General features: G+C 33.6%; 26 protein-coding genes. 17 read left to right on the top strand and 9 right to left on the bottom strand.

The window, feature by feature from the left end; genetic code table 11:
- Positions 1-9 precede the first annotated feature (9 nt).
- The 3 genes from FI695_04755 (at position 10) to FI695_04745 (ending at position 1,943) form a co-directional block, all read left to right on the top strand.
- Positions 10-939 carry a 2-dehydropantoate 2-reductase gene (locus FI695_04755; GenBank protein MQG51272.1) on the top strand — a complete coding sequence of 310 codons (930 nt, stop codon included), beginning with the start codon at positions 10-12 and terminating at the stop codon, positions 937-939.
- Between the two features lie 159 nt (positions 940-1,098).
- A complete protein-coding gene (locus FI695_04750; protein ID MQG51271.1) occupies positions 1,099-1,506 on the top strand; it encodes a DUF805 domain-containing protein in 408 nt (135 codons plus the stop codon).
- Between the two features lie 29 nt (positions 1,507-1,535).
- A complete protein-coding gene (locus FI695_04745) occupies positions 1,536-1,943 on the top strand; it encodes a DUF805 domain-containing protein (protein MQG51270.1) in 408 nt (135 codons plus the stop codon).
- Positions 1,944-1,960: 17 nt separating this feature from the next.
- Here the strand turns inward: FI695_04745 and FI695_04740 are convergent, their stop codons facing one another.
- Entirely contained in the window at positions 1,961-2,284 is a 324-nt protein-coding gene (locus FI695_04740) for a hypothetical protein (GenBank protein ID MQG51269.1), read from the bottom strand.
- A gap of 230 nt (positions 2,285-2,514) precedes the next feature.
- Between FI695_04740 and FI695_04735 the strand changes: the two genes are divergently transcribed.
- Genes FI695_04735 through FI695_04720 form a run of 4 tightly spaced genes read left to right on the top strand, consistent with a single transcriptional unit; the run spans position 2,515 to position 5,953 of the window.
- The gene (locus FI695_04735) at positions 2,515-3,282 is read left to right on the top strand and encodes an ABC transporter ATP-binding protein (protein ID MQG51268.1); all 768 of its coding nucleotides are present in this window, start codon (positions 2,515-2,517) and stop codon (positions 3,280-3,282) included.
- Positions 3,283-3,993 (top strand): ABC transporter ATP-binding protein, encoded by a 711-nt coding sequence (locus FI695_04730; protein ID MQG51267.1) that lies wholly within the window; start codon positions 3,283-3,285, stop codon positions 3,991-3,993.
- Positions 3,993-4,976, top strand: coding sequence for a branched-chain amino acid ABC transporter permease (locus FI695_04725; GenBank protein ID MQG51266.1), 984 nt, complete (start codon positions 3,993-3,995; stop codon positions 4,974-4,976). Before FI695_04730 ends, FI695_04725 begins: the two co-directional genes overlap by 1 nt.
- Positions 4,976-5,953, top strand: a complete 978-nt coding sequence (locus FI695_04720) for a branched-chain amino acid ABC transporter permease (protein ID MQG51265.1) — start codon at positions 4,976-4,978, stop codon at positions 5,951-5,953. The genes FI695_04725 and FI695_04720 overlap by 1 nt, the downstream gene beginning before the upstream one ends.
- Positions 5,954-6,013: 60 nt before the next feature.
- Here the strand turns inward: FI695_04720 and FI695_04715 are convergent, their stop codons facing one another.
- Positions 6,014-7,252, bottom strand: a complete 1,239-nt coding sequence (locus tag FI695_04715) for an amino acid ABC transporter substrate-binding protein (protein MQG51264.1) — start codon at positions 7,250-7,252, stop codon at positions 6,014-6,016.
- 260 nt (positions 7,253-7,512) lie between these two features.
- Here FI695_04715 and FI695_04710 point away from each other — a divergent pair, with 260 nt between their 5' ends.
- From FI695_04710 to FI695_04700, 3 genes are read left to right on the top strand one after another with little or no spacing between them, the layout of a single operon-like run.
- Positions 7,513-8,511 (top strand): oxidoreductase, encoded by a 999-nt coding sequence (locus tag FI695_04710; GenBank protein ID MQG51263.1) that lies wholly within the window; start codon positions 7,513-7,515, stop codon positions 8,509-8,511.
- Positions 8,512-8,538: 27 nt separating this feature from the next.
- Positions 8,539-9,699: an aminotransferase class V-fold PLP-dependent enzyme gene (locus FI695_04705; protein MQG51262.1), complete on the top strand. Its 1,161-nt coding sequence runs from the start codon at positions 8,539-8,541 to the stop codon at positions 9,697-9,699.
- An 11-nt stretch (positions 9,700-9,710) separates the two neighbouring features.
- Complete coding sequence (locus FI695_04700; GenBank protein ID MQG51261.1) at positions 9,711-10,775, top strand: LLM class flavin-dependent oxidoreductase; 1,065 nt, start codon at positions 9,711-9,713, stop codon at positions 10,773-10,775.
- On the opposite strand, the gene FI695_04695 is transcribed toward FI695_04700, so the two are convergent.
- Positions 10,765-11,547 (bottom strand): sulfite exporter TauE/SafE family protein, encoded by a 783-nt coding sequence (locus FI695_04695; GenBank protein ID MQG51260.1) that lies wholly within the window; start codon positions 11,545-11,547, stop codon positions 10,765-10,767. The genes FI695_04700 and FI695_04695 overlap by 11 nt on opposite strands.
- Before the next feature lie 75 nt (positions 11,548-11,622).
- Between FI695_04695 and FI695_04690 the strand changes: the two genes are divergently transcribed.
- Complete coding sequence (locus FI695_04690) at positions 11,623-12,363, top strand: hypothetical protein (protein ID MQG51259.1); 741 nt, start codon at positions 11,623-11,625, stop codon at positions 12,361-12,363.
- Here FI695_04690 and aroB read toward each other — a convergent pair.
- Genes aroB through FI695_04670 form a run of 4 tightly spaced genes read right to left on the bottom strand, consistent with a single transcriptional unit; the run spans position 12,352 to position 15,827 of the window.
- Complete coding sequence (gene aroB / locus FI695_04685; protein ID MQG51258.1) at positions 12,352-14,001, bottom strand: 3-dehydroquinate synthase; 1,650 nt, start codon at positions 13,999-14,001, stop codon at positions 12,352-12,354. The two genes, FI695_04690 and aroB, sit on opposite strands and share 12 nt — an antisense overlap.
- Positions 14,002-14,018: 17 nt before the next feature.
- Complete coding sequence (locus FI695_04680) at positions 14,019-14,342, bottom strand: hypothetical protein (GenBank protein MQG51257.1); 324 nt, start codon at positions 14,340-14,342, stop codon at positions 14,019-14,021.
- Between the two features lie 20 nt (positions 14,343-14,362).
- A complete protein-coding gene (locus FI695_04675) occupies positions 14,363-15,376 on the bottom strand; it encodes a TIGR03617 family F420-dependent LLM class oxidoreductase (protein MQG51256.1) in 1,014 nt (337 codons plus the stop codon).
- A 10-nt stretch (positions 15,377-15,386) separates the two neighbouring features.
- Positions 15,387-15,827, bottom strand: a complete 441-nt coding sequence (locus tag FI695_04670) for a GNAT family N-acetyltransferase (protein MQG51255.1) — start codon at positions 15,825-15,827, stop codon at positions 15,387-15,389.
- A 122-nt stretch (positions 15,828-15,949) separates the two neighbouring features.
- Here FI695_04670 and alaS point away from each other — a divergent pair, with 122 nt between their 5' ends.
- Genes alaS through aroE form a run of 3 tightly spaced genes read left to right on the top strand, consistent with a single transcriptional unit; the run spans position 15,950 to position 19,861 of the window.
- The gene (alaS, locus tag FI695_04665) at positions 15,950-18,583 is read left to right on the top strand and encodes an alanine--tRNA ligase (protein ID MQG51254.1); all 2,634 of its coding nucleotides are present in this window, start codon (positions 15,950-15,952) and stop codon (positions 18,581-18,583) included.
- On the top strand, positions 18,583-19,011 hold the full coding sequence (gene ruvX / locus FI695_04660) for a Holliday junction resolvase RuvX (GenBank protein ID MQG51253.1): 429 nt from the start codon (positions 18,583-18,585) through the stop codon (positions 19,009-19,011). Before alaS ends, ruvX begins: the two co-directional genes overlap by 1 nt.
- Before the next feature lie 13 nt (positions 19,012-19,024).
- A complete protein-coding gene (gene aroE, locus FI695_04655) occupies positions 19,025-19,861 on the top strand; it encodes a shikimate dehydrogenase (GenBank protein ID MQG51252.1) in 837 nt (278 codons plus the stop codon).
- Between the two features lie 47 nt (positions 19,862-19,908).
- Here the strand turns inward: aroE and recG are convergent, their stop codons facing one another.
- Both recG and FI695_04645 read right to left on the bottom strand, forming a co-directional pair.
- Positions 19,909-22,320, bottom strand: a complete 2,412-nt coding sequence (recG, locus tag FI695_04650; GenBank protein ID MQG51251.1) for an ATP-dependent DNA helicase RecG — start codon at positions 22,318-22,320, stop codon at positions 19,909-19,911.
- 30 nt (positions 22,321-22,350) lie between these two features.
- Positions 22,351-23,637: a CoA transferase gene (locus tag FI695_04645; GenBank protein ID MQG51250.1), complete on the bottom strand. Its 1,287-nt coding sequence runs from the start codon at positions 23,635-23,637 to the stop codon at positions 22,351-22,353.
- Between the two features lie 136 nt (positions 23,638-23,773).
- Between FI695_04645 and FI695_04640 the strand changes: the two genes are divergently transcribed.
- Genes FI695_04640 through FI695_04630 form a run of 3 tightly spaced genes read left to right on the top strand, consistent with a single transcriptional unit; the run spans position 23,774 to position 26,747 of the window.
- On the top strand, positions 23,774-24,661 hold the full coding sequence (locus FI695_04640) for an MBL fold metallo-hydrolase (protein ID MQG51249.1): 888 nt from the start codon (positions 23,774-23,776) through the stop codon (positions 24,659-24,661).
- Between the two features lie 13 nt (positions 24,662-24,674).
- Positions 24,675-25,598 carry a hypothetical protein gene (locus tag FI695_04635; GenBank protein ID MQG51248.1) on the top strand — a complete coding sequence of 308 codons (924 nt, stop codon included), beginning with the start codon at positions 24,675-24,677 and terminating at the stop codon, positions 25,596-25,598.
- 15 nt (positions 25,599-25,613) lie between these two features.
- Positions 25,614-26,747, top strand: a complete 1,134-nt coding sequence (locus FI695_04630; protein ID MQG51247.1) for a CapA family protein — start codon at positions 25,614-25,616, stop codon at positions 26,745-26,747.
- Positions 26,748-26,753: the final 6 nt, after the last annotated feature.

Here is a 26,753-nt window from a genome sequence, read left to right as displayed (position 1 = left end):
GGAGAATTAATGAAAATTGCAATTTTTGGCATTGGAGCAATAGGTGGATATATAGCTGGCCGATTAACTAATGCAGGAGAAGAAGTTTCTCTTATATCAAGAGGGGAGACACTGAACGTAATACGTAACTCAGGTCTAACAATTCATACTGAAAATAATAACTATAATGTAAACCCAATACACATAACTGATGATCCTAAAGAAATTGGTATTGTAGATACAATAATCATTTGTGTTAAAGCAGATGCTGTAGAAATTGCAAGCGAAATGATAAAACCTTTGATCGATAAAAATACGATAATAGTGCAAACACAAAATGGACTAACTGCATCACAAAGAATAGGACAAATTCTTGGAAAAGAAAAAGTTTTAGAAGGGATTTGTCACTTTGGAGCACAAGTAATAAGCCCAGGTGTTGTTAGGGGTATGGCAAACAACCCTAAACTAACAATTGCAGAAACAAATAATGAAAAAACTAAACGTTTACTTTCATTACAATCTACATTAAATAATGCTGGATTCAATGCAGTAGTACCGGAAAATTTTCAAGTTGATCAATGGGCAAAACTAATGGCCGTTTCGGCATTAGGTTCTACTGGAGCAATAACACGAAGTAATTCACCAGTGTGGAGACAAATACCAAGTGTCGTTGAAATGTGGGTAAAAAATATGGAAGAAACACGTGCAGTCGCAAAAAGTCTGAATATAGATGTTCCTTATCAAGAGATACAAGATAGAATTGATAATTTACCGCAAGGTGTTGGAAGTACCTCTATGCATAGGGATATTGCTAACGGAAGGCCATCAGAAATTGAACATCAAATAGGAACCATAGTGAGAATCGGAAAAGAAAATAATGTATCAATTCCTGTGAATACATTTATCTATAACGCCTTATTGCCATTAGAAAAATTAGCACGTGGCGAAATTACTGAATAATACTATCTGCATATTTTTCATTCTTGCTATTTATACCCTAATTACTATTCCGGATGTCGTAATAATATGGGCAGTATATTGACATTAATGACTAAAAATATTTATATAAATTATAACAATTCGTTTTAAATATACTTAAAACTAAAAGTAGGTGTAATTATGAGTTTTGTAGACGCAATTAAATCTGTCTTAATAGTAAATTACTTCAACTTCAGCGGAAGGGCCCGAAGATCAGAATATAACTACTTTTTATTGTTCAATATTCTAATTAATATAGGATTTACTATACTAGCCTATTTATTAGGCACAAACACTGATGATATCATCTCCGCATTGACATCTTTAGCATGGCTAGCTGGAATACAATTAATAGTTTCATTACTCCTATTTATACCTGGTATTTCTGTTGGTGTAAGGAGACTTCACGATATTAACAAATCTGGTTGGTGGGTGTTAATAATGATACCCTTAAGTCTTTTAGTGATTCCAGTTTTTATTTATCTCTACTGGTTAATAATCAAAGAAGGAGATTCTAGTTCAAATAACTACGGAGAACCTGTAAAATAATATCTATTTTAAATATATATATATAAATTATGAATTTTACAGACGCAATCAAATCAGTTTTAGTAGATAATTATTTCGGATTTGAGGGAAGAGCTCGCAGATCAGAATTCAACTACTGGGTTTTGTTTGAATGTTTTATTGGTTTAGGCTTCGGTATAATTACAGCTTTTTTGGAGATAAACGCTAACAATCTGATTACCGAACTGAACTTAATAAACTGGATACAGAGAATACAAATAATAATTATATTGCTCTTTTTTGTCCCTCGAATTGCTGTTATTGTAAGAAGGCTCCACGATACTAACAAATCCCCCTGGTTTATACTAATGCTCATTCCTGGTTTTTATTTACTTATTCCTGCTTTTATATTTATCTATTGGACAATGTTTCAAGAGGGTGATCCTGATTCAAATAACTACGGAGAACCTGTAAAATAATATAAAATTTAAAGGTCTTAGAATATAAACTCTCTAAGGCTTTTAATAATAAATGCCAAGGTAATCAATGCAATCGCCACACTCCAAAATTTAGGTTGCAGCCTCCAGGCAATTTCTCTTGAGCTTTCACGAGTAGATTGTCTTCCTATTAAAATCCCCAATATACTTCCAGTAGTAGCTCCTACTATAATTCCATATTCCAAAAAATTAACCACTTCTATATCAAATGCCCATCCCCAAGAATAAAATACACCAACTGTTAAAGGTATATGGCTAACCAAAGAACCTAGCACAGCAAATAATAAATACAAATACCTATATTGTCGCGGATAACTATGCATTAAATACTCATAATTTTTATCTAAATCTAATTAATTATAATATTGGTTTTTGAGAAAAAGTTAATACTTTTAAATCACTTTTTGTTAATTTAATATTATCATCTCAAATGAATATTAATATTTTTTGGATAGTTTGAACAAATGAAGGTATACTGTAGTCATAAATGGTGGTTCTTGGGTGGAAAAACTACGAAAAGTAGCAATAAAGCTGTTACATATAATGGTAAAAAATGCCTAATAATAACATACTAACTATTGAAAATTTATCAAAATCATTTGATGGAATTCAGGCCGTAAACAATTGTTCATTCAATGTATCTTCTGGGTCTATAACTGGTCTAATAGGCCCAAATGGTGCAGGTAAGACAACTGTATTTAACCTCATTACTGGATTTTTACCTCAAGATAGTGGAAATGTATTTTTTCGCCAAAATCTAATTGATAAAGAACCAACACATAATATCTTCAAAAAAGGACTGGTTAGAACTTTTCAGATACCCCGTGAATTAAAAAAAATGACAGTATTAGAAAATTTATTAGTTGTTCCAAAAAATCAAATTGGTGAGAATATCTGGTCTCCTCTATTCTCGTTCAAAAAAATTCAACGAGAAGAAGAAACCAATATTAATAAAGCTAAGGATATATTGGACTTTATACGACTCAACCATCTAACCAATGAATATGCAGGAAATCTTTCTACAGGACAAAAAAAACTACTAGAATTAGCTAGAACTTTAATGTCTGACCCCAAATTAGTATTACTTGACGAACCTGTAGCTGGTGTGAATCCAACTTTAGTAAATGATCTTATGGATAATATACGTAGAAGCAATGAAGAATTAGGTATCACATTTCTCATAATCGAACATAATATGAATTTTATTATGAACTTATGCGACCCAATAATAGTTTTAAGTAATGGGACAAAAATCGCTGAAGGTACCGCAAAACAAATAAAATCAAATCAAAATGTTGTGAATGCCTATTTAGGAGGGTGAATGACATTATTAAATGTAAAAAATATTAATGCAGGTTATGGAGAAACAGAGATTCTTCACTCTGTTTCTATACAAGTAAATGAAGGTAACCTAGTAGCAATTATTGGACCTAATGGATCAGGAAAATCAACATTACTTAAAGTAATAGTAGGTTTATTAGAAGCTAAAAAAGGTGATATTGAGTTTATGACCGACAATATTACTAATTCATCTCCTCAAAAAATAGTTGAGCTAGGTATTTCTTATGTACCGCAAGCTGAAAATGTATTTACCAACATGACAATTAAAGAGAATCTTGAAATACCATCTCTGGTTCTAAAATTTGATTTTAAAAAACGTTTAGAAGAAATATTGGAATTATTCCCAATATTAGACACAAAAATGAATACAAAAGCCGGAACGCTTTCAGGTGGACAAAGGCAAACTTTAGCCTTTGCAAAAGCTTTAATTTCAAAACCGTCGTTAATGATACTAGACGAACCTTCTGCAGGTTTATCACCTATAATGGCTGACGCTACTTTTGAAACAATAGAATCAATAAATAAAAGTGGTGTAACCATACTTATTGTCGAGCAAAATGCAAAAAAAATTCTTTCGATTGCTGACAGAGGTTATGTTTTAGCTACTGGTGAAAATAAAATAGATGATACAGGTTTGAACTTATTAAACAACCCAGATGTTGGAATGTTATATTTAGGAGGTTCAAACTAATGACTTTAAAAAATTTCGATTATTTTTGGATCATATTTATTACAGCACTATCAATTCTTATTATTTTTGGGCAACCTAGTTTAATAATCAATGGACTGCTTTTAGGATTTATTTACTCTTTGGGAGCAATAGGTTTAACTTTAGTATTTGGTATATTAAGATTTGGAAATTTTGCACAAGGCGATTTGATGACATTAGGTGGATATATTTCTCTAACTATTGTCACAGTAATTTTCGCAGGAATAGGTTTTACTGGAACAGGATTAGGACCATTCACTTTTGGTCTGCCTGTGATACTAGCAATTCCCTTGACTATGTTATTAACTTCAATAATTGTCGTGATATTAGACCAATTAATTTACAAAAAATTGCGATCTCGTCAGGCTTCTACAATGCTTATCAGCATAGCTTCATTAGGAGTTGCAATAATGATACGTGGATTAGTGCAATTTTTATGGGGAAATGAGCCTGAATATTTTCCTAGAGAATCAAAACAATTTTATATGCTACCTCTTGATATAAGAATACCTCCCGATAATATAATTTTGGGGATTATGGCAGTACTGATGACTATAGGTGTGTACTTATTCCTAAAATATAATAAGTACGGAAAATTTATGAGAGCTACTGCTAATAATCCTAATCTTAGCTTATCAACTGGAATTAATACTAGTATCGTCATTATGTGGACTTGGATAATTAGTGGAAGTTTGGCCGCAGCAGGAGGAACTATGTTGGCAGTCTCTCAAGCACAAATTCTTCCTATGACAGGATGGAAAATCTTACTACCTATATTTGCTAGTGTAATATTAGGAGGAATCGGGAAACCTATTGGTGCGCTAGTTGGAGCTATAATAATTGGCATTTCTATGGAAGCTTCTACAGCTTGGCTAAATCCCACATACAAACCAGCTGTAGCTTTTACAATAATGATTGCAATGTTGCTTGTAAAACCTAACGGATTATTTGGAGAAAAAGACTAATGGATTTAGGTGGCATATTAATTTATATTTCTGGCTTCATAATTATGGCTAGCATATATGGAATATTTTCAATTGCGTTAAATATCCATTGGGGATTCACCGGTCTTTTTAATATTGGAATTGCTGGATTTTTTGCTATCGGTGCATACTCCTCTGCCCTAATAACAATCGAACCACCCGAGCCTGACTTGTTTGAAGATTATATATTTGGAGGGAACTTACCAGAAATATTGGGATTCCTTAATCTGGGTATAGATTTGTGGTTCTTTTTTGCATTGATTTTCGCAGGTCTCGTTTGCGCACTTATTGCTGCTCCAATTGCATTAATTACTTTACGATTGAGAGAAGATTATTTAGGTATGGCTGCCCTAGGTATAGCTGAAACTATTCGTTTGATATTTTTAAATGAAGCATGGTTAGCTAATGGTGGTCGAGGTATGTATGGCATACCAAAATTTCTTGGGGATATAGTTGCACCAAAATATTACGATATACTATATGCGATCATCGCAATGGTAATTTTATTAGTTATTTACCTAATCGTTCAAAGAATTATTAAATCGCCTTGGGGTAGAGTTTTAAAATCAATTCGAGAAGATGAAATTGCCGCAACATCTCTGGGAAAAAATGTTTTCTCATTTAAAGTACAATCATTTATTCTTGGTGCTTTCATTATGGGTGTTGGAGGAGCAGTATTTGCACACGGATTTCGCTTTTTAGACCCTTTCACTTTTAGACCCTTACTCTCTACGTTTATTATATGGACAATGTTAATGGTTGGAGGGAGTGGAAATAATAGAGGAGCAATAGCTGGAGCATTTATCGTTTGGGGTGTTTGGTCAACAACTCAGTTTTTACCAGGATTCCTTTCTAGTCCAGATTTACGCTACTTCATGGTAGGTTTGTTAATCGTTGTTATGCTCTTGTTTAAACCTAGCGGTATAATTCCTGAAACAATAGAAAGAAAAATTAAGTAAACTTAAGACCAAATAAAAAGAGGCCTGTATAGGCCTCTTTTTATTATATTTCTATATCAATTACGGAGCTTCAAATCTATTAGTAGATTCTATCATTCCACCTTTAACACTCCAGATTTCAATTGAATTCAAAACGTCACCATTATCATCAATTTCTTGAGAACCAGCAACACCTTCAAAGTCAATATCTTCACCTGATCGTATCAATTCAACTGCTTGAGCTAAGTCACCAGGGCCGACTTTAGTACCAGGTGCATTTGAGACGTCACGGATTGCAGCTGCAACACCAGCACCATCACAGTTAGCATCGTCACCACCATCGTGTAAACATTTTTCTGTTGCAAGTGCGATCATCACAAATGCATCAAATGTTTCACCAAGGAATGGATCTGAAGGAATTTCACCAAATCGAGCTTCATAGAGTTCTTCAAAAGTATTTTTAGCTTCACTAGGAGGAGCTCCTGGTGCTGTACCATACATACCTTCAAAATTATTAGCACCTAAGCTATCTAACATATCTTGGCTCTTAGTACCATCGACAAACATAAAGGTATCAGCAAATCCACCTTCTAATGCTTCTCTAATATATACTTGAGCACTACCTGGATAACTCATGGCTATTAAAGCGTCAACTCCACCTTCAGTAGCTTTAGTCACTTCACTCATATATGTTGACAATTCACCTTCATGAGGAACAGCTTGAACAGTACCGCTAAAATTAGCAGTAAAGATGTTTGCTAAACCTTCACCATAAGGATTATTTACATATAAAATACCAACTTTTTTGTATCCAAGTTCATCAGCAAGTTTTCCTAAAACAGAACCTTGTGCTGCATCGGATACAGTACTTCTAAATAATAGATCGTTATCATCAATTACTGAAATAGAAGGAGCTGTGGAAGCTGGTGAAACTAAAACAGTACCTCCTGGTATTGTTACAGATTCTGCAACAGCTGTAGTAACACCACTAGATAATGAACCAACTATTCCAGATACGCCAGCAGCTTGCAATGCTCGAGCAGCATCACTAGCAACCTTTGCATCAGTTCCTGAGTCTTTATGAACTGGTACAACATTCATACCTGCATCATTCAAAAGAGTCACTGCTAATTCGGCGCCATTACGCATAGGTTTACCATATACACCCAAATCACCAGTATAATCCAGTAATGTACCTATTTCTAATGGTTCAGCTTCTTCTTCCTCTCCTAATGAAGGCAAGCTATCACATGCCACCATTGATACACCTATCAAAGCTGTAACTAAAATGAACGAAACATACGAAGAAAATTTAATCATATGAATCCTCCTTAACGTAAATACGGTTAATAAACCCAAAATAGATTTAATTCCGCATTAAAATAATGATGATATTATTGCATATAATTCGAAAAGTAGGCAAGTATCAACTAAATGTGAAGAAAATCGTAGATATCTTACCTAACCTTCAATAAACCAAAGATAAAAAAATACTTAATTCATCATATTTTATTATTGAAGGCACTTATATCTTGAAGTATAGTACAAGTATCGATTGAAAAATCTACTTAGGAGATGCGATGTCAAATACTTTCAAAGCCTTAAGGGCAGAGCTTGAATCTGAAGAATTAGATATAAAAATTACTGAAATAGGACTTGAAGATTTGCCAGATGGAGACACCACCATAGATGTACATTATTCTTCACTGAATTATAAAGACGGTATGGCTGTAAATGGAAATAAAGCTCGTATTATGAGAAACCTCCCAATGTCTCCAGGTATTGATTTGGCAGGAATTATAAGCTCTTCATCTAATAATAACTTTAAAACAGGTGATGAAGTTATTGTAACGGGTTGGGGGCTAGGAGAAACTCATTCAGGTGGTTATTCACAAGTAGCTAGAGTAAACAGTGATTGGCTAATAAAAAAACCAGATAACATCTCTCTAAAACACACTATGTCTGTTGGGACAGCAGGATTAACTGCAATGTTATCAATTATAGAACTAGAAAATTCAGGAATCACAAATTCTAGTGGCGAAATAGTAGTAACAGGTGCTGCAGGAGGGGTTGGAAGTTTATCGATTATGCTATTAAACAAGTTAGGATATTCTGTAACCGCTGTAACAGGTAGAATGGAGTTAGAAGGATATTTAAAAGATCTTGGAGCTATTAATATAATGTCAAGAGACGATTTATTAGCTATGTCGAGGCCATTAAATTCTGGTAAATGGGCAGGAGGTATTGATACTGTAGGCAGTACATTACTTGCAAATGTTTTATCTGCAATAAACTATGGTGGCAGTGTTGCTTGTTGTGGAAATGCTTCAGGAAATGATTTACCAACAACTGTTTTACCTTTTATATTACGTAAAATACAACTTATTGGAATTGATTCGGTGTATTGCCCAACAAATATGAGAAACGATGCATGGAAAAGACTAGGAGATCTTATTACCTCAGAAGAATTTGAAAATATTACAAATGAAGTTTCTTTAAGTGAAATAGAAAAACCGGCAAAGCTCATTCTTGAAGGTAAGATTCAAGGAAGGACTGTAATTAATATTAAAGATTGTTGAAAATAAATATTGATAAAGGAAAAAAATATGAATAGTGAATGGGGACAAATATATAAATCATTAGGTGCCACTCCAATAATCAATGCTATTGGAAGTGTTACGATGTTGGGAGGGTCTACACCTGTCCCGGAAGTAAAAGAAGCTATGGAATTAGCAGAATCAGCCTATATACCCTTGATGGAATTAGAAGAAAAAGCAGGTTCAGCAGTGGCTGATCTATTAAATGTTCCTGCTGCATATATAACTTCAGGCGCTGGCTCTGCTTTAACATTGGCTACGGCAGCTTTTATGGCAGGCGACAACGATGATTTCATCCAACAATTGCCTAATACTACAGGCATGAAAAATGAAATTCTAATACAAAAACGACAACACTATTGGTATGACCGATGTCTTGAACTTGCAGGAGCTCGGTTAATAGATTTTGGATCAGAAGATAAAACAACCAAAGATGATCTTGAAAGAGCGATCAATGAAAATACCGTTGCTGTACATTACTATGCAGTAGAACAAAATATAGATCCAAATGCACTTTCGCTAGAAGATACTCTTGAGGTTGCTAAAAAACATAATGTTCCAGTAATGGTTGATGCAGCTGGACAAATATATCCTTTAGAAAATTTGGGGAAATATGTGAGAATGGGCGCAGATTTTCAATGTATAGCAGCCAAATATTTAGGAGCTCCTCAATCTACTGGATTAGCATTAGGAACAAAAGAAATGATATATAAACTTTCATTACAGTCTTTTGTAGGTTACGAAGGGCGGAGAATACGCGGCGTTGGTAGACCTCAAAAGGTAGACAGACAAGAAATGATTGGTGTTTTAGCTGCAGTAAAACGATGGATGAGTCTTAATCATGAAGATAGGTTATCGAAATCTGAAACTATGACAATGACAATAATTAATGGAATTAAAGACATACCCTCTCTTGATGTTTCTATTATTGATAATGTCATAGGACACATGCCTTTCGGTTTACGAATTAAACCTAATAGCAATGCCAACTATACAGCTCAAGATATTGTAGATATGTTAAAAGCTGGCGACCCACCAATTTGGACAAGAGTTTCAGTAACCGGCAAAAATGATGACTTTATCGATATTCATATGTTTGGACTAAATGACGGAGAAGATGTGATTGTTGCTGAACGAATAAAATCTGTAATAGCCAATAAAAACAACTAATAATAAGATTGATGAATATACCCAAATTCGGACTAAATAGACATAATACTAGTTCTCTTTCTTCATTTGCTTTAGATGTACTTCGAGCTGAACAGGCAGGATGGGACTGTGCTTTTCTCCCTGACTCGCCCTTAAGATTACGAGATAATTATGTCCTTTTATCAGGTGCAGCTCAAGCTACAAAATCAATTACTATTGGGCCGTTATTAACCAATCCTATTACTAGGCATCCATCTGTTACAGCTTCAAGCATTGCAACTGTTGCCGAACTTGCACCAAATAGAACAGTATTAGGAATGGGGGTAGGTGATACAGCAGTACGTTTGGCTGGGCTAAAACCTGCTAAAATAAAGGAATTAGAACAAGGAATTCATATAATAAAATCCCTGCTTGCTGGAGAAGAAGTTGAAGTTGGGGCAGCAAGACCAGCAAAACTTCCGTTTCCTCAAAATGTACCTGTATGGTTGGCCGCTGGAGGACCTAAAACTTTAGAAATGGCAGGATCGTGTGCAGACGGTGTTTTTATCAGAGTTGGTACAGATATAAAAAATATAGAAATATCAGTTAATAGAATAAAAGAAGGCGCTATAAAATCAGGTAGAAATCCTAACAACGTTAAACTTGGTACTGTTTTCCATACCGTTTTTTGTGAAGATGAAGATGATGCAATGCTAATGGGTAAATCAATGGCTGCTGGTTATTACGAATATTCTCCAATGCTTGTAGATAATTTAGATATTCCTTGGAATGGTCCACACCCAGATGAACTTAAAAAACAAGGTTTAGTTTGGCCAGATTTTCATCATGCAGCCAATTTGATTGAAAGTGGCAAAGCAGTGGATTTTATGTCTGAAAATCTAGCAAAAGCTTTTTGCTTAATGGGTGGCGTAAATCAAATAGTTACTCAAATTACTGAAATATTAAAAAAATGCGAAAAAGCAGGCATAGAGTTTGAATATGTTGTTCTTCATCCAATACCCAATCCTCCTGTCCCAGATAATGGACCAGAAGCCTATTTAGAAAAAATCCCTAGAGAAGTTATATCTCAAGTTAAAGAAAATCTTGCTATAGTATAGCTGTTGCTACATCGAACCATATTCTTATAGAAATTACCGTCAATAATATAACAAATCCAAAACGTAAATTTTTCAAAGTTAATTTGGAATTTACAAATGTTCCTAACTTTGCTCCAGGTATTCCTCCTGCCACTGCTAATAATGAAAGGATAAATGGTACCTGAAAAGTAATAATTTTACCTAATAATCCAGCAAAAACTGCAAAAAATGTCATCGCAAGAGAACTCGCAATTGCGTTTCGTAGTGGGATTTTCATTAGTCTATTCAAAATTGGAACTGTTAAAAAACCACCTCCAACACCAACCATACCAGCCATTAATCCTTCAGGAAAAAATATTGCTAAAATCTTATAATTCGTAGATTTATTATCCTTATCTTCTATACTTTCTCCGGAATTCGATAGCATTAAAATAACAGCTGTTGTAGACATTGAACCAAAAATAAATAATAAGAGTGTATCCGGTGACCACTTAGAAAGAATACCACCAATTAAACCTCCTGCAGCAACTAGCATACCTCCCCAAATGACAATAGTTCTATCAATTAAACCACTCTTTTTATAAACTAATGCCCCGGTAAAACTAGATACTAGGCCTTGAACCAGAGATATAGCCATAACTTGCTTGATATCTATTGCTGGCATACCGAGAATTTGCGGACCATACAAAAGAAATGGGACAGTTACTACAGCCCCACTAACACCAAATAAGCCAGACAACCATCCACCAAGAAAAGTTAATAATAAAACCACTAAATAAAGCAATATATCCATATCGTGGTAATAATACCATGAATTACTTCAAAATTTAGTCGAAAGAAATTGATTTAATCAGATAGTATTTCAAATATGTTATTAGAAACCAACATCATTATTATTCTAATTTTAGTTATTTTATTTGCATCAACCGTGAAAACCACTGTTGGCTTTGGGTTTGCATTGGTCTCTACGCCCTTGCTTTTGCCAGTACTAGATTTAACAATTATTGTACCAATAATCATGCCTTTAGTTTTAATTAATGACTATATTATCGCTATTGAAAATAAACAATATTTAAAACCAGACAAAATTCTCCCTATCGCTGGTTCTGCAATTTTAGGAATACCACTGGGAATTATCATACTATCCAATTTAGATATGTACGTATTAAAAATAATAATATCTATTATAATTTTAATAGCTGCTTTATTTCTTTTTACAGGAAAAACAATAATTATTAAACGGGAGAAATTAACCTCCATGTTCGCTGGATTTTTTAGTGGTATATTAGTGAGTACCTCGGGCTTATCTGGACCACCAATTACTATTTTTCTCATCAACCAAAAATGGGAGAAATTAGACTTTAGAAACAATCTAGCACTTTATTTTTCTATCATTGATACAGTTACTGTGGTATCACTTTTTATAAGTGGTTTTATAACACGTGATACATTAGCTGCAAATTTATTCCTCATACCATCAGTGTTAATTGGATATTTTATTGGGAAAAATATTCTACCAATAATTAATCAACAACTTTTTACGCGAATCATTATTTTAATAATAATGACTGGAGCATCATTAACTTTACTAACAACATTAAGAGGATAATTCTTCTAAAACACTGTCCACCACAGAATTATCAACATTTGAATTTACTTCAGCTCGCCCTATCTCAGATAGTAGAACCCAATTTATCGATGAACCTACTGCTTTTTTATCGAGAGACATGGCTGATTTTATTGATTCAATAGTAATATTATTAAAGGATATAGGTAAATCAAACTTTTTCAAAATAGATAATTGGCGTTCTAATATAGAACTGTCTGTGATACCCATTTTGTTTCCTATCATTGCAGCACCCATCATTCCTATTGATACTGCCTCTCCATGTAATAATTGATGATATCCAGTTGCAGCTTCAAGTCCATGACCAATTGTATGACCGTAATTTAATAAAGTCCTAATACCTCTAGTTTCTTTTTCATCTTGAGATACAATTTCTGCCTTTATTTGAATACTTCGTTTGACAACATCTGTTGTAAGGTTAGGTTCTAAATTTAATAATTCTTCATATCGGTTTTCAAAAACCTCAAATAATTGCTTATCTAATATTAATCCATGTTTAATAGCCTCAGCCCAACCCTCCATGGTTTCACGATGCGGTAGAGATTTCAAAGTAGATACATCAGCAATTACCACTTTAGGTTGATAAAAAGCGCCTACAAGATTTTTCCCTTCTGGTAAATCAACTGCTGTTTTCCCACCAACCGATGCATCAACCATAGCTGCTAGGCTAGTTGGAATTTGTATAAATCCCAACCCACGGTTATATGTTGCTGCTACAAAACCGGCCATATCTCCAACTACTCCACCACCTAAGGCAACAATAGTATCTCGTCTTTGTGCCTTTGATTCTGCTAGCCAACTATAGACATTAGATATTGCATCAAAGGTTTTATTATGTTCCCCAGGTTCTAACTCATGAGAAAAAACTTGTTTACCTGTAGAAGCAATATATTTTTCTACTTCTTGACCATATAAGCTATATACATTGGTATCAGAAATTAGAAATAAATTGCCTTGAATATTTAATCGTGAAAAAATTTTCGGAATATCCTTATATATATCCCAACCGGAATATATAGGGCAAACTCCATTAGTATAAGTAACTATTCCAGCTAAATCGGCTTTCATATCTTTCTGAATGAACTTTGAAGTATCTAAATTAACAAAAGTTTTGTATATTTTTGATACCTCTTCAGCAGATTGGTAAGGTGTTAGATTATCAGTATGTATAGTCCAATCAGACTTAGCATAATATTTTTGTCTTTTGTTTTTTATATTCGTGATGGAATCTATATTTACATTATCTTTTAGAACTGGTCGTATTTCGTTTTTTCCATCCTCACTTGTAAGTCTATTGTATATAGTTTGTGGAGTTGCTTCTAAGCAAACAATGAAACCATTAGATTTCATTAATTCATAATTATCATTATAAATTATAGCCCCACCACCAGTGGCTATAACAAGTTGTGATGAAGATCCATAATATTCTAATAATTCACTTTCTTTCTTTCGAAATACCTCTTCCGAATCTTCTGAAAATATCTTATCAATAGATTTATTGAAATATTTAACTATCTCGGTATCAAGGTCTATAAATTTGTATGACAGTATATTAGAAACAATCGGTCCAATTTCCGATTTACCAGTACCTGAAAAACCAACTAAAAATATATTATTCATAGAAAAATATAAACCTTTTACTCTTTATGCCATGGCAATTTAGCGTTAGGGTCACTCCATAATTTAGCTAAACGTAAAGAAATAAATACTCCCCCACCAATAGTAATAATCATATGTATATTAGTAAAATTATCAATTAAGGAATTTAATAATAAGTATAAAATAAATGCTAGCAACCAATTAAATAATCCCCACAACACATTTACTATAGGGGAAGAAAGTTTGCTAAAAACTGTCATGTGAGATTGACCAGTCACTCCTTTGGTATAATGAGGAATACCATTAGCAATGCAAGCCCCCATCATAAAAGCTAATACAAAACCAACTATTTCTAAAGCCAATTTACAACCCCTTAAATCAATTATTCATGTAGATATGTAAGTAAATCGCCAACATCATTATAATCTTTTATATCAGAAGGAAGGCCAATTGAAATTCGTGAAGCATACCCTCCAAAACGCTCTTTCAAAGAGGGACCAATTTCTTTATATGTCCCAGATACACTAAAAGTATCCACCATAGTATCATCAATTAAGTTGGGCATTTCATCCCATTTACCTTCTTTTGACATGTCATGTAATCTTAGACAGGTATCTCCCCATTCATGCATATCCATAACGGTTTTATAACTACGGGTAGAACCATAAAAAGATATTCTTTTTCTACAAATTTCTCTTTGTTGCGTAACTTGTTCTTCGGTTGCTCCTGTTGCGATCATTCCACCGCCTGATATTGAAATATCTTCTAAATTACGTCCAGACAAATTAGCACCTTCTTTTATATTTGGCAAAATTACTTCATCAACATATCTTTTATTATTAAAACTATGCAAAAGTATCCCATCACAAACATTACCTGCGACTCTAGTCATAGCTTCACCAACAGCAGCTATATAAATTGGAGGTTGTTCACAATCTAAAGGACCAGGATTAAATTCTGGGGTCATCAAAGTAATTGAATAATGTTTTCCTTGATAATTTAACGGTGATCCATTTTGCCAACAATCCCAAATTGCACGTATAGATTCAACATATTCCTTAATACGCGGTGCAGGAGCAGACCACTGAACTCCAAATCGTCGTTCATTATGACCTTTCACCTGTGAACCTAATCCTAATTCAAACCTACCATCAGACATCCGCTGTAAATCCCATGACATGTAAGCAGAAACCATTGGGCTTCGGGCAAAAGCAATAGCTATAGAGGTACCAACCTTTATTTTTTTTGTATGTTCTAAAGCCAAAGTTGATAACAAAAATGAATCATGTGCTAATTCTCCAAAAGATATGCCATCGAAACCTAACTCTTCTGCTGCTTGAGCAAGTTTAGGAATATCTTTTAAATTATCTCTCGGCAAACCACAGTAAACTTTCATATTTATCTCCTTAATTTATAATTTTAACCATTGTAACATGTGGAATCCCCACCTCTAAAAATACATCACCCTGTACGTGATATCCATGATCTAAATAAAATTGTTTAACATATTCTTGAGCATCCAAAGTAATTCGTGTTATACCTTTATTCACTGCTATTTCTTCCAAATACGTTAAAACTAACCCTCCTATACCAAATCTTCTATAATCTTTTCGAACAGCCATTCTTCCAATTCTTCCATTATTATTACCTTCAGGTATAAGCCTACCAGTTCCAACAGGATAAGTATTAATACGAGCTATAGCATGAAAAGAAGTTTCATCTAATTCATCTAGTTCTTCTTCGCTAGGAACACCTTGTTCTTCAACAAAAACTTCAATTCGAATCGAAAAACAATCTTGTTGATCTTTTTCTGTAATAGCCTGCGTTACTTTTGTGTTATTTTCCATTAGCACATTATATTCTACTGTCATAAAGATTAAATACCTAGAAAGAGAATGCTTGTCAAAAAACCATTTACAGGAGTAATCTTTTATAAATAATCTTAACAATATTGAACCGAAAGGCCATAATGCTTAGTTCAGAAATAAGAAGAAAATACTTAGATTTTTTTGAAAATCAAAAACATCAAATAATGCCAAGTTCTTCATTAATTCCTGCTGAAGATCCCACATTATTATTAACTACAGCTGGTATGGTTCAATTTAAACCATATTTTACTGGAGAAATTTCCACTGATATTACCAGATTCACCAGTTCTCAAAAGTGCTTCAGAGTAACTGACTTAGAAGAAGTTGGAGACGAAACTCATCTTACATTCTTTGAAATGTTAGGAAACTTTAGTATTGGTGATTATTTTAAAAAAGAAGCGATTATCTGGTCTCTTGATTTTGTAACAAACTATTTAGGACTAGAAAAAGAAAAGTTATGGGCAACTATTTATACCGATGACGATGAAGCACTTAATTTATGGATAAATGCTGGAATTCCAGAAAATAGAATACGTAGATTCGGAGATTCTGATAATTTTTGGGGACCAGCTGGTGCAGAAGGTCCTTGTGGACCCTGTAGTGAATTGCATTATGATTTTGGTGGACCATGTACAGCAAATAATGATGATAATTGTGGACCAAATTGCTGTGCGAGATTTTTGGAATTATGGAATCTTGTTTTTATGCAATACTTTCAAGATTTGGAAGGAAATAGAACCCCATTACCTAATCCAAATATCGATACAGGAATGGGTCTTGAGAGAGCAGCAATGATTTTACAAAAAGTAAATTCACTTTATGAAACAGATTTATTTATTCCAATAATCGAAAAGGTTGAGGTTATATATAAAACAAAATATGGTTCTAATACTGATACTGATTATGCCATTAGAGTAATTGCAGAACATGTACGATCTGCGACTTTCCTTATAGCTGATGGTGTAGTTCCTAGTAATGAAGGAAGAGGTTATGTATTACGAAGATTGATAAGAAGAGCAATTAGATTTTCAAAAAAGATTTATCCTGAATCTAATGATTTATGCCTAAACCAAGTTTCAAAAACGGTAATTGAAACAATGGGTCAGCACTATCCTGATCTAATTGCAGGAGAAAAATTTATTTACAAAGTATTAGACCAAGAAGAACTACAATTTTCTAAAATTCTAGACCGAGGATATGACTATCTTATGCAACTAATTGAACAAGGCATAAACAACGGAGTTATACCGGGAGAAGAAATATTCAAACTACATGACACTTATGGGTTTCCAATTGAAGTTACCAAGGAAGTTGCTGAAGAAAATGGTGTTAATCTTGATACAGATAATTTCGAACAATTAATGGAAGGTCAAAAAACTAAGGCTAGATCAAGCGCTGATTTTACTGGAGATATTGAAGCAAACAAGATATACAACTCTATAAATTCTGAATCTTCATTTATTGGATACGAGAAAATTGAGGGGAATTCTAAAATAATCGCAATTATTTCTAACGGTCAGCAAATAGAAAAACTTGAATCTAACCAAAATGGAGAAATAATTCTTTCTTCTACACCTTTCTATGCAGAAGCAGGAGGTCAACTCGGAGATAAGGGATATATACAAACTAAAACCGGAACATTTGTTGTTGAAGATACGCAATCACCAATACCTGGAATAATTTCCCATAAAGGTTACGTTGCGAATGGGACTGTATTTACTACTGAAGATAGTACAGCCAATGTAGATAGTATCTACCGACAAGGAACTTCCAGAAACCATACAGCAACTCACATATTACATAGTAGCCTTAGAGAAATATTAGGTACACATGTAAGACAGGCAGGTTCTAGCGTAGGAAATGATCGATTAAGATTTGATTTTACTCATATTGGTAGCATGTCTTTAGAAGAAATAAAAGCTGTTGAAAACCTTGCAAATACACAAGTGAGAAATAATCATTCTATTTCAACAAACATAACAACATATAGAGATGCAGTCGCTAACGGAGCTCTCGCTTTTTTTGGAGATCGTTATGGAAGTGAAGTCAGAATGGTTACAATAGCAACAGGTGAACCATTTAGTATAGAAGTTTGCGGTGGTACACATTTAGACAACACTGGGCAAATCGGTTATATAAAAATAATTAATGAAACAAATATTGGTTCTGGCATGAGAAGAATTGAAGCTATATCAGGAGAAACAGCTTCGGAATATTCGATAAATGATCAATTTACTCTTACACGAATAGCACAGATACTTGAAACAAATATAACTACAATCGAATCTAGATTAGATTCTATATTACAAGAAAATAAAAACCTTAAATCAAGTTTAAATTCTTATCAACAAACACAATTTGTAAATCAAGCCAAAGAATTATCCTCAAAAATGAAAATTATCAATAATATCGAAATTATTACAAGCATGGTAAATGTTTTTAACCCACAAGATATAAAAAATATTGCCGATTTACTTAGAGATAATATCAAATCCGGAATTATTAACTTAGGTGCTATTATCGACAATAAACCTCATACATTACTAGTAATTACAGATGACTTAGTAGAAAAAGGAGCTGTTGCTGTTGCCGCAATTAAAGAATCTTCAAAGTTCTTACAAGGAGGCGGAGGTGGTAAACCTAATATGGCTACTGGAGGCGGCAAGGATATCTCTAAAGTAAACGAAGCAATAAATATGAATGAAGAAATAATTATCAAACAACTAGGTGGCTAATGGATCGTATACTAGGTCTCGATTTTGGAAATAAACGCATTGGAATATCGATTTCCGATCCATCAAATATTTTTGCATTACCACATGCAATTTATTTCAGAGAAAATATTCAAAAAGATATTGATCATATAAATTCGTTAACTGAAACTAACTCAATATCTAAAATTATTATAGGACTCCCTTTATCTTTAAGTGGGAATCAAAATCAACAAACTGAATCTACCTTAAAATTTAAAGATGCTTTACAGAATCAAACACAAATCACAATAGAAACTTGGGATGAACGTTTCACTTCGATTCAAGCACAACGTACATTTGAAAAACCAAAATCAAAAAAAAAATCAAAACAACAAAAACAATTTATTGATGACGTTGCAGCAACAATAATGTTGCAATCTTATTTGGATAGACAAAATAATAAAATATAAAGAAGCATGTAAAATGAAACTACAAGTTGGGATTATAGGTAATTCTATCAAACACTCTCTTTCACCCATAATCCAAAATTTAGCACTAAAAACCCATAATATAAATGCAAACTATGAAATTTGGGATACACCACTACCTGAATTAAAAAACCGAATAGATCTATTAAAGCAAGATAAAGTACTCGGTGCAAATGTAACAATACCATATAAAGAGCAAGTTATTCCCTGGTTAGACAGTTTATCAGATGAAGTAAAAACGATTGGGGCAGTAAATACAATCATAAATCGTGAGGGTCAACTCCATGGAGAAAATACAGATTCAAGTGGTTTTATTAAAGATTTAACCGACAGGCATAATATCTCTATTACTAATAAAAATATACTTGTGTTGGGTGCAGGAGGATCTTCTAAAGCTATAATTTATGGTCTCCTAAAAAATAACTGTCAATCAATTACAATTATTAATCGAACACAAGATAAAGCAGAAGATATTGTTAATAAATTTTCACACCTCGGAAATATTAAAACCATATCTTCAAAATTTGATCAAACTGAAAATTTTTCAAAATTTGATATTATTATTAACTGCACTTCATTCGGTATGAAACACAGCGAACTTGAAGGAAAGTTACCCCTACCACAGCATCTTGTAAAACAATGTCGGATTTTTTACGATCTTGTTTACAACCCGCCTATAACACCAATTGTTTCAGAGGTACAAAAGTACGGTGGAATCGGAATTAATGGTATAGGTATGCTAATTGAACAAGCAGGATTATCATTTAAATTATGGACAGGACTAGAAGCGCCTATTGATTCTATGTATTCAGTATTAAGTAAAAAAACCTAGTTTCTATATTTATACATTTGGTAAAGAAACAATATGACTTGTTACACTCAAATATTAATCAAAGCATTTGCAATGCCCTGATTTTTTTCTTCCTTTAGAAATGGGTCGTTCTCAATAATATTTTTAGCTTCAAATCTTGCGATTTGCATCAATTTAAAATCTGTTTGAATATTTGCAATTTTCAGAAAATCATGACCACTCTGAACTTTGCCATGTTGCCGAACATTCCCTTCTCCTCGTAATTCCAAATCAATTTCAGCAAGTCTAAAACCATCGGATACTTGCTCTAGAGCTTTAAGTCTTTCTAGAGAATCTTCTGATGGATCCTCAGCAACTAGCATACAGTAACTTTCATGTTTGCCTCTACCAACCCGTCCCCTAAATTGATGTAATTGCGCAATACCAAATCTGTCTGCCCCTTCAATAATCATAACTGATGCATTAGGTATATCAACCCCAACTTCAATTACTGGTGTAGAAACTAATATATCAATTAACCCTTCTCTAAAACTATCCATGACTAATTGTTTTTCTTCCATCTTCATTTTCCCATGAAGTAAACCCACAATTCTATCTGGAAATATATCTTTTTGTAATCGTATTTGCTCAATGATTGCAGCTTTTGCATTAATCGATTCAGATTCATTAATAAGTGGATACACGACAAAAGCTTGTCGACCTTGATCAATTTGCTTCCGAACAAATTCATACATTTTATTTCTGTTAATTTTATCCACAACTCTTGTTCTTATTTTTTGGCGACCTTCTGGAAGAGAATCTATTACAGAAGATTCTAAATCTCCATATATAGCCATAGCTAATGACGCAGGAATGGGAGTTGCTGTCATGGCAAGCATATGGGGGATAGTATTTTGATCAATTCTCTTTTCAAATAAAGCATTTCGTTGATCCACACCGAATCGATGCTCTTCATCAACTACTGCTAAAGCAAGTTTTGGAATTATCACACTCTCTTGAATTACTGAATGAGTACCAATCACAATATCTAATTCGCCATTTTCCAGCATTTCTTGAATTTTTTCTTTTTTCTTTCTTGGCATACTTCCTATCAAAATTCCTATCCTACAGTCTCTGTTGTTGATTAAATTACTCACGTGAAAATATGAGTCTGATTGATTTGATTCATTTGAAAGTAATTTTTTAACTGTCAAAAAATGCTGTTCAGCTAATACTTCAGTTGGTGCCATTAATACACCCTGATATCCTGCTCCAACAACAGACAACAAAGATCCTAATGCTACAACAGTTTTTCCGCTACCTACATCACCTTGTAATAATCTCCTCATTGGCTTATGAGAATTTGATAAATCATCAATTATTTCTCTAATAACCTTTTTTTGCCCTTCAGTTAATGTGAAAGGTAAAATATTGATAAACTGTGTGAGGCTTTCACTTATATTTGTCACTTTAATTGATGATATATCCTTTTCTATATCTGAACGATAATACAAAAAAGACATTTGTAATAAAAATAGTTCGTCGAAAGCTAGTCTTCTTCGTGACTGTTCTAAGCTTGATAATGATGATGGATAATGCATTTGTATTAATGCTTCTCTCAATTTCAAAAGGCTATTTTTAAGTATGAGTGATTCAGGTAAATATTCTTCAATTTCAGAAGCAAAATCTCTCAAAAAATCTCTTATTACTTTACGTATTCTTGATTGCGAAACACCTTCAGTTTTTCCATAAACAGGAAAAAGCCTTCCTACGTTCAAAAATTTTTGATTTGCCATTTTAGCGTCAGCTAATTCCCAATCTGGAGATTCTATAGTTTTGTATCCATTATGAATATTTGTTTTACCAGATAAAATATAAAGTTTACCTGTCGATAATTGTTTACTTAAATATGTTTGGTTATACCAGATAACTTTTATTGTGCCAGATTGATCAGTAAATATTGCTTCTGTCGCTTTAAAATTTCTTTTATTACCCAAAAAGACTACTTGTGTTCCATCACATCTAGCCAAAATAGTAGAATCTTGACCAGGAACTAATTTATCTATTGTGGTAATTCTGCTATATCTACGTGGGAAGTGATATAACAAATCATTTAACTTAAATATATTTAATTTATTTAGCTTTGTAGCTAAAGCATTTGTAATTCCTTTAAAATATACTAATTCTTGGTCGAACTTATTTAGAATACCAGAAGGACTTGTGAGATCTACTTGTTCTAGTATCTGTAGAATTTTTTTTACCCAAATAATTCTTTGTTTCTGATCAAGTTCAGAATATGCCACAGGATATAAATTATTACTTTTAAATTTCTGAAATAAAGGATTTATAGTTTCACGAAGTGACCATTGACTAAGTAGACGATCTAATCCACCAAAAACAGATCTATCAATACATCCCGTATTTTTTTCTAAATTACATATTGCGCTTAAAGATTCAACATAATCTTTGAGAGTACGATCACGATTTTTAAAAGTAGACATATGTAACCTAAGAACAATTTAATTTAATAATTATTCACCAACAGCCCCAGAATCTCTCAATTCTTTTATCTTTTGTTCTGAATATCCTAATGCACTTAATATCTCATCATTATTTTGACCTAACGTCGGAGATGGATCATGTGGGACAAGTGGAGTTTCAGACATTTTAACTATAGGCCCTATCATTTTTATTTTTCCAACCAACGGATGTTCATGTTCACGAATGATATCATTTGCAATAACTTGATTATCTGTCATAAGTTCAGATACGAATTTTACAGGGCCACATGGAACTCCAGCACTATCCAAGACTTCCATCCATTCTTCTACAGTTTTAGTAAGGAATAGTTCTTCTACTTCTTTTCTAAGATTTTGAGTAAATGCAATATTATCTTCCAGATCAGCTTTGTAACCTGGTTCAAACCTTCGATCATAAATTCCTATAGCATCTGCCATTTTTTTTCTAAGTCTGTCACTTAAACAGGCTACAGCTATAACACTATCTTTAGCCTGATAGGTTCTGTAATAAATCATTCTAATGCCGAATGCTGCAGGATTATTTAGTCTTATTCCATCAACATAATCATGGATATCACTGTAAGGAGCACCGGTTTCTCTCAATAAATTAATTGTTTCAATTAGCTCTTCTTTTGGTTCTTTATCAACCATTTCAACTTCTAAAAAACTTGTAGTCTGTAATGCTAATGCTGTTGCTAATAAAGAAGCTTCTATTTTTTGTCCTTTTCCAGTGATTGATCTGGCATGTAAAGCCGCACATATTGACATGCTCATAGTCAATGCAGTTGAAAAATCAGCAAGAGCAGTCGCACTTATAGATTGTGGTATACCTTCATTAAGTTTACCATCAGCAGCCATCAATCCACTCATAGCTTGGATAATTATGTCGTAACCTGGACGATAACTATCATTTCCTTCACTTCCGTAGGCAGTATTTTGACAATAAATTAATTTAGGATTCATTTTTGACAAAGTATCATAATCTATCCCAAGATTTGCGGGGACATCTGGACGGTAATTTACAATTACAACGTCTATATCATTGATTAAATCATAGATAATTTGCTTTGCAGAATCTTTATTTAAATCCAAGGTAAGACTTTTTTTCCCACGATTTAAACTAATATATGTCCGACTTTCATTTGGAACGATTGGCTGAGAAAATCTCCACGGCTCTCCCCAAGGTGGTTCTATTTTTATGACATCAGCGCCCATATCAGATAAAAGCATACCTGCAAAAGGACCTGCTATAATTTCTGAAAAATCCAAAACACGTATATTTTCTAAAGGACCTTTCATTTTGTATATCCCCCCATTTACATAAAAATAGAATGAATAGCGTTATAATCGAATGAAGCAAGTATATAAGAAATTATAAACAACTTATAGATGTTGACGACAAAAATAAACAACCTATAATTATCAACAGCTATCTATGAGACATTTTTTTCATATTTATCCAACAAAAAGAAAGAAAAAATCATCTATGAAAATTTCTGAATATGTTTATAGAGTCCATATCAATGAAGACGATAGTCCGTTCGGCACTTATCACCCAGGAGGTTCAAGTATATATTTCATTGGGGATCCTGATACTAATATGGTTGTCATGGATACTGGCGAACATTATCGAAGTTGGACTGATCAAATACTTGCCTATCACAAAGAATTAGGCTCTCCAAATATTTCCAACATTTATATTACCCATGGTCACTACGACCATATTGGGGGAGTTGATCGTCTCCAAAAAACATTTCAATGTAAAGTTGGATGCCATATAAATTTAAAACCTAAATTGCAGATGATTCTAGAAGAGGGAATTGTATTTTCTATAGAAGATCAAGAAATATTAAAGGTTAATGATAATATCAACCTTTTAGCTCTCTACACACCAGGGCATGAAAATGACCATATTTGCTATTTTCTACAAGAAGAACAAATTATGTTTACAGGAGACACAGTATTAGGAAGTTCTTCATCTTCAGTAAGAAATTTAAAACAGTATATGAATAGTCTAGAAATTATACTTGCCCATAAACCCACAAAAGTTTTTCCAGCACATGGAGCTTTAGTAGAAGATGGGACTGCAAAAATAAAATCTTATATACAGCACCGCACAAAAAGAGAAACGCAAATTATTGATGCCTTAACTAAAAATGCATCTCAAACAGTTTATGAAATTGTAGATTTTGTATATCCTAAAGATTTAAATCCTAATCTTAGAGAGGCTGCTGCCCGAAACGTTCGAACTCACTTAGAAAAATTATCGGAAGAAGGGAAAATAGAAGAAACTAGCCCTTTATATTCTCTAAATAATAACTGAAAAGGAGAAATGTATGTCTTTCACTAGAATTGACCATGTAACTATATTAGCCCCTGACCTTGATAAAGCTAGAGATATATACTGCAATGGATTTGGTATGTCAGTTGATCAAAGTCGGACACCTATATCAAAAATCAATCCAGGATCCCTTCCTGATGTAAACAGCTTACTTATGCCTATTGCCGAAATGTGTGTAGAATTTGCTACTCCTATAACAGAAAAGGGAGAAGCTTATGAATTCATTCAAGAGAAATCTTCTGGTGGAATACATCACTTGTGCTTAAATTCCGATAATTTAACTGAAGATATCAAACATCTTGAATCAAAAGGTATAAAAATCAGAAGCGATCAACTCGAGGGATGGAATGGGAAAACCCCAGTGCTTTTGGATCCAGAAACAACTTTTGGATTACAGCTAATGGTTTGCTCGTCAGAAGATTATTATCCACATCCAGCATACAGAGGAAATGGAAACTTTAATGGAATGGCCCATATAGGTATAGCTGCAAGAAGTTATGAAGAACAAAAGTTTCTTTGGGAAGAATGTTTTAAATTACCACAAGACTTTACACGCGATAGAGGAGGACCTCGTCAAACAAACCCTGACGGTACACCAAGACTCGGACCCGATGACCCTGTTTATCTCAAAGAATTCCCAATAGGTAGTTGTGTAATTGAAATTAGTATACCTGCAGATGAAGATAGTGGTACAGCTAAATTCGTTGCGCAGAGAGCACTAAAAGGTGCTGCTTTCCATCATATCGGACCATGGTCTCCAAATGTCCATAAAGTAATCGACCAAGCTACAGAATATGGTATACAACAGATCGGAGCAGTTCCTGAACCGGGTCTTGATATCAATTATGTTGCATGGTTTCATCCTAAAACTTGTATAGGAACACTTGTTGAAGTATGGAACCGAGCAGAGCCACATTGATTTAAGGAGATATAGATGCCTAAAAAATCTGATTCGACCTTACGTATAGTAATGGTAGGAGATGTAATAATTACAGAAGCTATTGATCCGGAAATTGCCTTTGGGAACGCTTTACCAATTCTGCAAAATGGTGACATCACCTTAGCAAATGTCGAAGGAGTAATATGTGATGAATCAGTATCTACTCTTCCAGGTAAAACAGAATCAGGAAGTGGAGGACATGTGCGAATGCCCTCTGGTCCAATTGAAAAAATATTGAAATTCGCAAATGTAGATGCTGTTTCTACTGCGAATAACCATACCATGGATTATGGAGAGGAAGGCCTTATTCAAACTCTCAATGCTTTAGATAAAGCAAAAATACCGCATGCTGGTTCTGGGATGAATATAGATGAAGCACATAAACCTGTTTATCTTGACTCTAAGGGCAGAAAAATTGGATTTTTATCATACACCTCTTGTTATGTTCCTTTAACATTTCCCGCAGGAGAAAACAAACCTGGATGTGCAGTAGTAAATGCACAAACCGCATACGAAGCTTCATATAATGCCCCATATCAACCAGGTTCAATTCCAAGAATAATTAGTTGGGCTAATCCAGAACATTTAGAAGTAATGAAAGAAGATGTACGTAGGGCAAAAATTAATTCAGATATAGTTATAATTAGTTGGCACTGGGGACAAACTGCAAGGGGTAATGCTCGATCTTTAGGTGTACCAGTAGAAATTGCTCCATGCTATGTCACAGAGTATCAAGAAGAAATGGCTCATACTGCAATAGATGCAGGAGCAGATATTATTATGGGTCATCATCCTCATGAACCCCAAGGAATAGAAATTTACAAAGGTAAACCAATTTTCTACAGTTTGGGGAATTTCTCATTTGGAGGAACAGCAATTCGATCAATAGAGCGAGATTCTTGTATTGCACAGGTAGATATAGACAGCTTAGGTAGAAAAAGAGTTTCCATACTACCTATTCGTATAAGCAGTGAAAATATTCCCAATGTACTAACTCCTCGACAAGGTAAAAGTTTAATTCAATATTACGGAATACTTTCAAGAAAATATCAAACCATATTTAAAACAACCGGAAAAGAAGTAGTTGCAAAAAAGGTTGATGCTAAAATTGAAGCTCCAGTTTACTAAACAAAG

Source organism: SAR202 cluster bacterium (assembly GCA_009392515.1).
Classification (GTDB): domain Bacteria; phylum Chloroflexota; class Dehalococcoidia; order Lucifugimonadales; family UBA6952; genus UBA6952.
Note: the sequence above shows the minus strand (reverse complement) of the source record. Positions and strands in the feature narration are given on the sequence as shown.

Coding starts and splice junctions, on each gene's coding strand:
- FI695_04755 (MQG51272.1), top strand. CDS start 10: ATGAAAATTGCAATTTTTGGCATTGGAGCAATAGGTGGATATATAGCT.
- FI695_04750 (MQG51271.1), top strand. CDS start 1,099: ATGAGTTTTGTAGACGCAATTAAATCTGTCTTAATAGTAAATTACTTC.
- FI695_04745 (MQG51270.1), top strand. CDS start 1,536: ATGAATTTTACAGACGCAATCAAATCAGTTTTAGTAGATAATTATTTC.
- FI695_04740 (MQG51269.1), bottom strand. CDS start 2,284: ATGCATAGTTATCCGCGACAATATAGGTATTTGTATTTATTATTTGCT.
- FI695_04735 (MQG51268.1), top strand. CDS start 2,515: ATGCCTAATAATAACATACTAACTATTGAAAATTTATCAAAATCATTT.
- FI695_04730 (MQG51267.1), top strand. CDS start 3,283: ATGACATTATTAAATGTAAAAAATATTAATGCAGGTTATGGAGAAACA.
- FI695_04725 (MQG51266.1), top strand. CDS start 3,993: ATGACTTTAAAAAATTTCGATTATTTTTGGATCATATTTATTACAGCA.
- FI695_04720 (MQG51265.1), top strand. CDS start 4,976: ATGGATTTAGGTGGCATATTAATTTATATTTCTGGCTTCATAATTATG.
- FI695_04715 (MQG51264.1), bottom strand. CDS start 7,252: ATGATTAAATTTTCTTCGTATGTTTCGTTCATTTTAGTTACAGCTTTG.
- FI695_04710 (MQG51263.1), top strand. CDS start 7,513: ATGTCAAATACTTTCAAAGCCTTAAGGGCAGAGCTTGAATCTGAAGAA.
- FI695_04705 (MQG51262.1), top strand. CDS start 8,539: ATGAATAGTGAATGGGGACAAATATATAAATCATTAGGTGCCACTCCA.
- FI695_04700 (MQG51261.1), top strand. CDS start 9,711: ATGAATATACCCAAATTCGGACTAAATAGACATAATACTAGTTCTCTT.
- FI695_04695 (MQG51260.1), bottom strand. CDS start 11,547: ATGGATATATTGCTTTATTTAGTGGTTTTATTATTAACTTTTCTTGGT.
- FI695_04690 (MQG51259.1), top strand. CDS start 11,623: ATGTTATTAGAAACCAACATCATTATTATTCTAATTTTAGTTATTTTA.
- aroB (MQG51258.1), bottom strand. CDS start 14,001: ATGAATAATATATTTTTAGTTGGTTTTTCAGGTACTGGTAAATCGGAA.
- FI695_04675 (MQG51256.1), bottom strand. CDS start 15,376: ATGAAAGTTTACTGTGGTTTGCCGAGAGATAATTTAAAAGATATTCCT.
- FI695_04670 (MQG51255.1), bottom strand. CDS start 15,827: ATGGAAAATAACACAAAAGTAACGCAGGCTATTACAGAAAAAGATCAA.
- alaS (MQG51254.1), top strand. CDS start 15,950: ATGCTTAGTTCAGAAATAAGAAGAAAATACTTAGATTTTTTTGAAAAT.
- ruvX (MQG51253.1), top strand. CDS start 18,583: ATGGATCGTATACTAGGTCTCGATTTTGGAAATAAACGCATTGGAATA.
- aroE (MQG51252.1), top strand. CDS start 19,025: ATGAAACTACAAGTTGGGATTATAGGTAATTCTATCAAACACTCTCTT.
- recG (MQG51251.1), bottom strand. CDS start 22,320: ATGTCTACTTTTAAAAATCGTGATCGTACTCTCAAAGATTATGTTGAA.
- FI695_04645 (MQG51250.1), bottom strand. CDS start 23,637: ATGAAAGGTCCTTTAGAAAATATACGTGTTTTGGATTTTTCAGAAATT.
- FI695_04640 (MQG51249.1), top strand. CDS start 23,774: ATGAGACATTTTTTTCATATTTATCCAACAAAAAGAAAGAAAAAATCA.
- FI695_04635 (MQG51248.1), top strand. CDS start 24,675: ATGTCTTTCACTAGAATTGACCATGTAACTATATTAGCCCCTGACCTT.
- FI695_04630 (MQG51247.1), top strand. CDS start 25,614: ATGCCTAAAAAATCTGATTCGACCTTACGTATAGTAATGGTAGGAGAT.